The organism is Cyanobacteria bacterium GSL.Bin1 (assembly GCA_009909085.1).
Classification (GTDB): Bacteria; Cyanobacteriota; Cyanobacteriia; order Cyanobacteriales; family Rubidibacteraceae; genus Halothece.
In genome coordinates this window covers 23031-29327 of the sequence record JAAANX010000055.1, presented here as the reverse complement: position 1 = coordinate 29327, position 6297 = coordinate 23031, and the positions used below count along the sequence as shown (strand labels likewise).

Sequence of the window (6297 nt, the reverse complement as noted above, 5' to 3'; positions counted from 1 at the left end):
TTTCTTTAGGGGAAATAGATGCTTCACCAAAACCTTTTGCCATGACCAATCCTGATTGCTAGATGGATTCTAATAGCATATTACAGCTTCATTTTTCTTGCGCTTACCCTGCCCTGAAATATACAAAATATCTCGATTCATGGCATCTAAAACAAAGCCATCTCGCAATAAGTATGTTCCTTTATCAATACATGGAACAGACTGATAAAGCAAATTTGCCATTGATTTTGTCTGTATTGGATCAATGTGGTAAGATTGGCACCCATAATGTTTTTTTATTGCTGAATCCATAGAAGTTCCACCAGTTTTTGGAACGTGCATGAAAAAAATTTGGGGTTTATTGGAAAATAACTTAGGTAACATAGAGATCAATGATATTGAATAATAGAAAAAGAACTAAAAATTAAGATAATTAAAATAAAATCTTCTTTTACATGTTTCAATTTATCATACAGCCACATTTTGAAAAAATTAGACAGTTACAGATACAAAATTGCCATTAAAATGTTCAAGTTTTAAATATTGATAAGCCAATTAATTGGTTTTTATTTGAGAAATTTCTCGTTGTTTTTCTGTTATCTTGAGTAAATGCTGACCAAGACGACGGGCGAGTGCCAGAATAGTAAATGTCGGTGAGTAGGAAGGTCCAGTGGGAAAGACGGCAGAACTTGCTACATAAAGATTGTCTGTTCCGAAGACTCGACAATTTGGATCAACCACTCCCTCTTTTGGCGTACTAGCCATACGAGTCGTTCCCATCTGGTGCGCGGCATCGGTCATGCTCTCTAAAGTAGGAGGATCATTTCCGAAATCAAAGGTTCCCATCCCAACTTCAGCAAATCGTTGCGTTAAAAGTTCCAGTGTCTTTGCCATCGAACGTCGGTCTTGCTCTGTAAAGCACCAGTTAACCTCTAGCTTTCGTTGGGCATTTGCATCATATTCCTGTCCTAGCTTCACACGACTCCCTTTGTGGGGAACCTGCTCAGTGACAAACTTAACTCGATAAGCCGAGACAGCACCATTGCCATCTTTACAAATCGGACGACCTCTCAAAATTCGCCATATCCTGTCCATTTGCTTTTCGTAGATTGGCTTCAAGTACACAACATGCTCTAGAAGCTCATACTCTTGCTGAGTTTGATCGTCTAGGGCAAAACAAATACAAAAACGGGGCTTAGGAGCATACTGCAGTTCATGGGCATATTCTCGAACTAGAAAACCTGGTTGTAAGGTCCCAGTATGGTGTTTAGGATGATCTGTATAAAAACGACCGACGAGGTCATACTCATTACCAATCCCATTTGGAAGTTGACGATTAGAAGCAAGTAGGAGTCGTGCCGTCTCAAATGCACCAGTTGCCAGAACGATCAGTTTACCTTCTACAGTTAGTTCTCGACCTTCCAGGGAGCGGCAAGTAACTGCATTGACCCGTTGACAGGAAGCATCAAGTGTTAATTCAGTTGCAGTAGCGCCTAGTATCACTTGTAAGTTTTTAGAGCAACGCATCTCCTCACCAAAGCGTATTGCCGTGCGAGTAGGGGTCTGTTCCCAATAGAAACTGCTCATCTTTAATCCTCCTGCAGCAATCTTCGATCGAAGGGAAGTAATTTCAGGACGTATTGCTTCTGCTTCTAAATCTCCAAAACCGTAATCTTTTGCTGCAGAACGGTAGTGTTCCAACAGTTCCTGAAAGGAGATTGGCCAGCCGCTGTTAGGAACCCATGCTCGACCCTCAAAATCAGAAGGTTGCAAGTATTTCCACTTTCCTGTCCAGACGTTACTGGTACCACCAAATTGACGGACACGACTGACGCCACGTAATTCAGGCGGAAGGTAACGATGATAATAGCTGTTTGGATTTAATTCACGATGTCGTTTACCGAGAAATATAACATCATTCAACGCTTGGATTGATGGATCATATTGCTTGCGACCGCTTTCAAGAAGCACTACTTTCTTTCCGTGACGTGCAAGGTGGGTTGCCACTTCTGCACCGGCAATTCCAGAGCCAATGACAATGACCTCCGTTTGTAGTTGTTTTTTTTGTTCACCTAGGTCGAGAATATCAGTGATCATATGACTTCTATCTATAAAAAAGTTGGAACTAATTGCAATTACTTTGGCTAATTAAGAGAAATTAGATGAGATTGAGAGTAGAGGTTTAAGAAATTTTCTCAATTGGAATAATCCAGAATTAAAATTTAACTGTAAAATATGTGGGGAATTAATTTGGAGTGCCCATAGAAACTGAGTTAGAGCTACTTTTTCTTGCCCTATTTGATACGATATGAAAGCCTCTTGATAAACAAACTCAGAGAACATTTTTGGATGAGTCTCAAAGATTGCTTGATGCTTTTGAATCAAGCGATGAAAACTGTCTTGACGAAGCTTTGGATTTCGAGAAACTCTAGCTTGTTGATCGCGCAGGAGTTGGTAAGTGGGAATGGAAAGTCCAATAATGGTACAAACTAGATTGAGTCGCAAGAACAGTTCAGTATGGACACGAGAGCTAAATGATTCATCCCATCCTCCAATTTGATTAATGACGTCTCGCTCAACTACCAAGGTTTGCTTAGTATTGTAGGATTTACCGGGTTCGAGGTCTTCTAAAGAGAAATGACAACCCTTTAATCGAATCGGTGGAGGTAAACGTTTTTTCAGGATTTCTCCTTTTGAGTTCACAACTTCAATTCCTGAAATCACCCCTACAGGTGAGGGGAATTTTGTCTTTTCAAGAGCTTCTAGAGAAACCTCCGCCATGTGAGGCAATAAAGCATCATCATCATCAAGATAGCTAATCCAGCGTCCTCGAGCAGCTTGTGTTCCAACATTGCGAGCGGCAGCCCCTCCGCGCGATCGCGCCAAACGAATGACCTGCAAACGCGGATCTCTGGGAAGGGAAGCCCATTGAGAAGAACCGTCATCAACAACAATTACTTCAATTTCCTGAACGGTTTGTCTAAGAGCGCTTTCTACCGCAAGTGGGAGTAAATGAGGACGATTGTAGGTAGGAATAATGATACTCAGTTGGGGAGGAGACATGACTAGATGACCTCAGCAATTGTCTTAAAAGACCAGTTATGGGGCTGGTAAAACTGACAACGATATAAATTACAACTATCGTTGACTGTAAATCGAAAAGATTGCACCAGATCAAAGATGTATAAGGAATCTTTTTTGAGCTTGACGTTCATGGTGTACGTTCCGGCAGCTAGACCCAAATAAGGAAATTGCAACTGGAGTTCTAAGCGGCTTTTGGGCAAATCAAAGGATACGTTGTCATTGTCACCACTGAGAAAGAGAATCGTCGTTGCACTATCTTCACCCCCCACCCGCGTAATTTTGATCTGCAAGGTAATGTTTTCGTAGGCATGATGAGCTTGACAACTCACACAAAAGGTTAAGGGCTGACCATTAAATACTTCTTCAGCGATCACTCCTTCAGCATTGCGGAAAAATAGAGCACAGATATCTATCCCATGACTTTCTTCTCGCAGTTTTGGCGGCAAAGTTAATCGATTGGAACAAAGATCACTTCCTTGTACAAACAAATCCCTTTCATATTGAGTAATAATGGTATCGACGTCTCCCATCCCCTTGACTTGCCCTTGAGAAAGATAAATCGCTTGGTTACAAATGTTAAGAACGGCTTGGGGATTGTGGTTAACTAAAATGAACGCAACGCCTTTTTTCCTAAGTTCATAGAGTCGGCGGTAACACTTCGCTTTGAAACGAGCATCGCCGACGGCGAGGACTTCATCAATAAGTAGAATATCGGGTTCAGTGTGAATTGCACAGGCAAAACCAAGGCGGGCTGTCATCCCTGAACTATAAGTTTGCACTGGCGCATCAATGGCGTCATGAATTTCGGCAAAATCTACGACAGCTTGGAACCGCTGCTCAATTTGTCGAGTGGAAAGTCCGAGGATAGACATATTGGCATAAATATTTTCTCGACCGGTCAGAATGGGATTAAAGCCGGCTCCTAGGGCAATGAGGGGTGCCAGTCGTCCTCGAATTCGCACTGATCCGGTATCGGGTTTAATCAGGCTACTAATAATTCGCAGTAATGTGCTTTTACCAGCTCCGTTTGTGCCTACCATTCCCAGTGCTTGTCCTGGGTAAAGCTGAAAACTGACTGAATTTAAAGCCCAAAATTCGCGCGATCGCAGTCGATGAGTATTGCGCCGACCTCCTGTCAAATCGGCAACAATATCTTGGACGCCATAAAACAGCGATCGCTTTAAATCTCGGCAAAACTTTTTCGATACCCCTTCCACTGAGATGACAGGTTTTTCCGAAGAAAACGTTTTTGCTAAGGACTGATATTGAGTATCAACCATGATCTTTACGAAGTTACCCTCTCAACAACATAAGGGATAGCAATGCGAAATCCCACCCAAATTAAAATTAGTCCTATCCAGGTCAATCCGCTCACCAACCAAAATCCGCTGGAATTAGACACAATTCCAGTGGTTGCTAATTCTCGGGTGGTTACTAGCAATGGTGTCACCGGATTGAGTCCAACCAACATACCAAATAGACCTTCTTTAGGAACGGGATAAATCACAGGGGTGAGAAATAGCCAAAAGCCTGTAATCATGTTTAAACTTTTAGACACATCCTGATATAAAACGCCCAAGGGAGCAAGCAAGACACCACACAATGTTCCTAGAAGAACGAGGTGAATGAGGGCAACCGGGACTAAAATCAAACTCCAGCTCACAGGAACCTGAAAGTAAAGAAACAAGCCTACAATCAAAATCAGCTTGATGCCAAAATTAAAGCCCACTTCTCCTAACTTGGCAAGAATAATCGCCTCTCGGGGAAAATTAACTCGGGCTAACATTGGCTTCGCTTTAATCACTGCTTCCACTGGTCCTGTCACCGCCTCCACAAAGGTTTGCCACAGCGCCATGCTAAACATGACATAAGCAGGATAAGGGATATCCGTTTCGCCAACCGTAAAAACTTTGGCATCTCTGGCAAGAGTAAAGCCAACTGCCATAGTAATGGGAGGAACAAAAGCCCACACAACCCCCAATAGGGCTTGACGATATTTAGCGCTAATATCTCTAATCATTAGGCGCCAGGCTAGCTCTCGGGACGCTAGCAGATCTTGCCCCATCATTTTTAGGAGTAAGCGAGGATGTTTTAATAAACTATCAGGGGTATTAATAATTTCAGGTGCCATGTTGAAGCAAGTTAATCGGGGATTTTATGAGGAATGATCAGACAAGACAGGCATTGAGGGCGCGTTGTCTTCTGATTTCAGAGAATGACTTACTTGTTCTCTAGCATGGCGATTACTTAGCCAATGATTGATCAAGTGTTCAACTCTGATCAAAAAATGTTCTAACCGCGGACTGTATAGACCAAAGGTTAGTTTCCAAATTATCGGTACAATAATATTCGTTTTGCGTCGCCAACCGAGTTTATGATACTTGGTCGTAAAGTACGCATCTTCTGCTAAGTCCCATTTTTCGCGGAGACGCTTGAGGCTCCTTAGTGTCCAATCATCGCTCCAGCGCAACATATAGTAGTGTAAATCACTCCATTGCAAGGGAGGACCCGCGACGTAGGTGACTAAAGCATTGGGTTCAAAATAAACTGTTTGACCGGCTTCGCGAACCAGCATACAAAAATCGAGATGTTCTTTCGTATTGAGAATTTGCTCATCTAAAACACCAATTTGTTCAAACACAGACTTGCGTATTAGTACACAGTGAAATTCTGCCAACTCTGTTTCTTTGCGTTGTAGGCGATCGCGTATTGTAGCTACTGATTTTCCCTGTTCATACATTTTCTCCCTTAACCGTCGTCTTCCTCGTCGATCCACCCAAATATGAGATTCTCCACCGGCAAAATGAATTTCTTGGTGGACGGGTTCATGTTGCCCCATCAACGGACCCACAACACTGGCATCTGTTTCTTCAGCACATTGCACTAGGGCCTGTAACCACCCTGGGGTCACGACAACATCATTATCGATAAAGACTAAATAAGGGGTATCTACTTGCGCTAATCCCAAGTTACGTGCTTGGTTCGGATAGAGATAATAATCGGTCCGAATTAGTTGGAAATGATGGACTTTTGCTTGCGCTTGTAAATACTCGCTCACTGAACACGGAGAATTACCATCTACATACACCAGCTTAAACGGAATCTGAGTGTGCTCATAGATACTTTCCAGGGAAGTTTGAGCATAGCTAAACCGTTCTCGGGGAACAACTACAATTGTTACTATCGGCTCTGTCATCTTTAATCAATACCTCATAATTTTTTAGAAACTAGGCT

Annotated in this window: 6 protein-coding genes; all 6 read right to left on the bottom strand. The window is 42.5% G+C overall.

Annotation, left to right across the window (positions count from 1 at the left end; all coding sequences use genetic code 11):
* Positions 1-69: 69 nt before the first annotated feature.
* Positions 70-363, bottom strand: coding sequence for a hypothetical protein (locus tag GVY04_06045; GenBank protein NBD15711.1), 294 nt, complete (start codon positions 361-363; stop codon positions 70-72).
* A 171-nt stretch (positions 364-534) separates the two neighbouring features.
* On the bottom strand, positions 535-2076 hold the full coding sequence (locus GVY04_06040) for an FAD-binding protein (protein ID NBD15710.1): 1542 nt from the start codon (positions 2074-2076) through the stop codon (positions 535-537).
* Between the two features lie 51 nt (positions 2077-2127).
* The gene (locus GVY04_06035) at positions 2128-3042 is read right to left on the bottom strand and encodes a glycosyltransferase (GenBank protein ID NBD15709.1); all 915 of its coding nucleotides are present in this window, start codon (positions 3040-3042) and stop codon (positions 2128-2130) included.
* Positions 3043-3044: 2 nt separating this feature from the next.
* Positions 3045-4343 carry an ATP-binding cassette domain-containing protein gene (locus GVY04_06030; protein NBD15708.1) on the bottom strand — a complete coding sequence of 433 codons (1299 nt, stop codon included), beginning with the start codon at positions 4341-4343 and terminating at the stop codon, positions 3045-3047.
* 5 nt (positions 4344-4348) lie between these two features.
* Positions 4349-5194 carry an ABC transporter permease gene (locus tag GVY04_06025; GenBank protein ID NBD15707.1) on the bottom strand — a complete coding sequence of 282 codons (846 nt, stop codon included), beginning with the start codon at positions 5192-5194 and terminating at the stop codon, positions 4349-4351.
* A 24-nt stretch (positions 5195-5218) separates the two neighbouring features.
* Complete coding sequence (locus GVY04_06020) at positions 5219-6259, bottom strand: glycosyltransferase (protein ID NBD15706.1); 1041 nt, start codon at positions 6257-6259, stop codon at positions 5219-5221.
* Positions 6260-6297 lie beyond the last annotated feature (38 nt).

What these genes read in the sequence shown, in the direction of transcription:
- GVY04_06020 (NBD15706.1), bottom strand. Translation starts at nt 6,259, where the DNA reads ATGACAGAGCCGATAGTAACAATTGTAGTTGTTCCCCGAGAACGGTTT.
- GVY04_06030 (NBD15708.1), bottom strand. Translation starts at nt 4,343, where the DNA reads ATGGTTGATACTCAATATCAGTCCTTAGCAAAAACGTTTTCTTCGGAA.
- GVY04_06025 (NBD15707.1), bottom strand. Translation starts at nt 5,194, where the DNA reads ATGGCACCTGAAATTATTAATACCCCTGATAGTTTATTAAAACATCCT.
- GVY04_06035 (NBD15709.1), bottom strand. Translation starts at nt 3,042, where the DNA reads ATGTCTCCTCCCCAACTGAGTATCATTATTCCTACCTACAATCGTCCT.
- GVY04_06040 (NBD15710.1), bottom strand. Translation starts at nt 2,076, where the DNA reads ATGATCACTGATATTCTCGACCTAGGTGAACAAAAAAAACAACTACAA.
- GVY04_06045 (NBD15711.1), bottom strand. Translation starts at nt 363, where the DNA reads ATGTTACCTAAGTTATTTTCCAATAAACCCCAAATTTTTTTCATGCAC.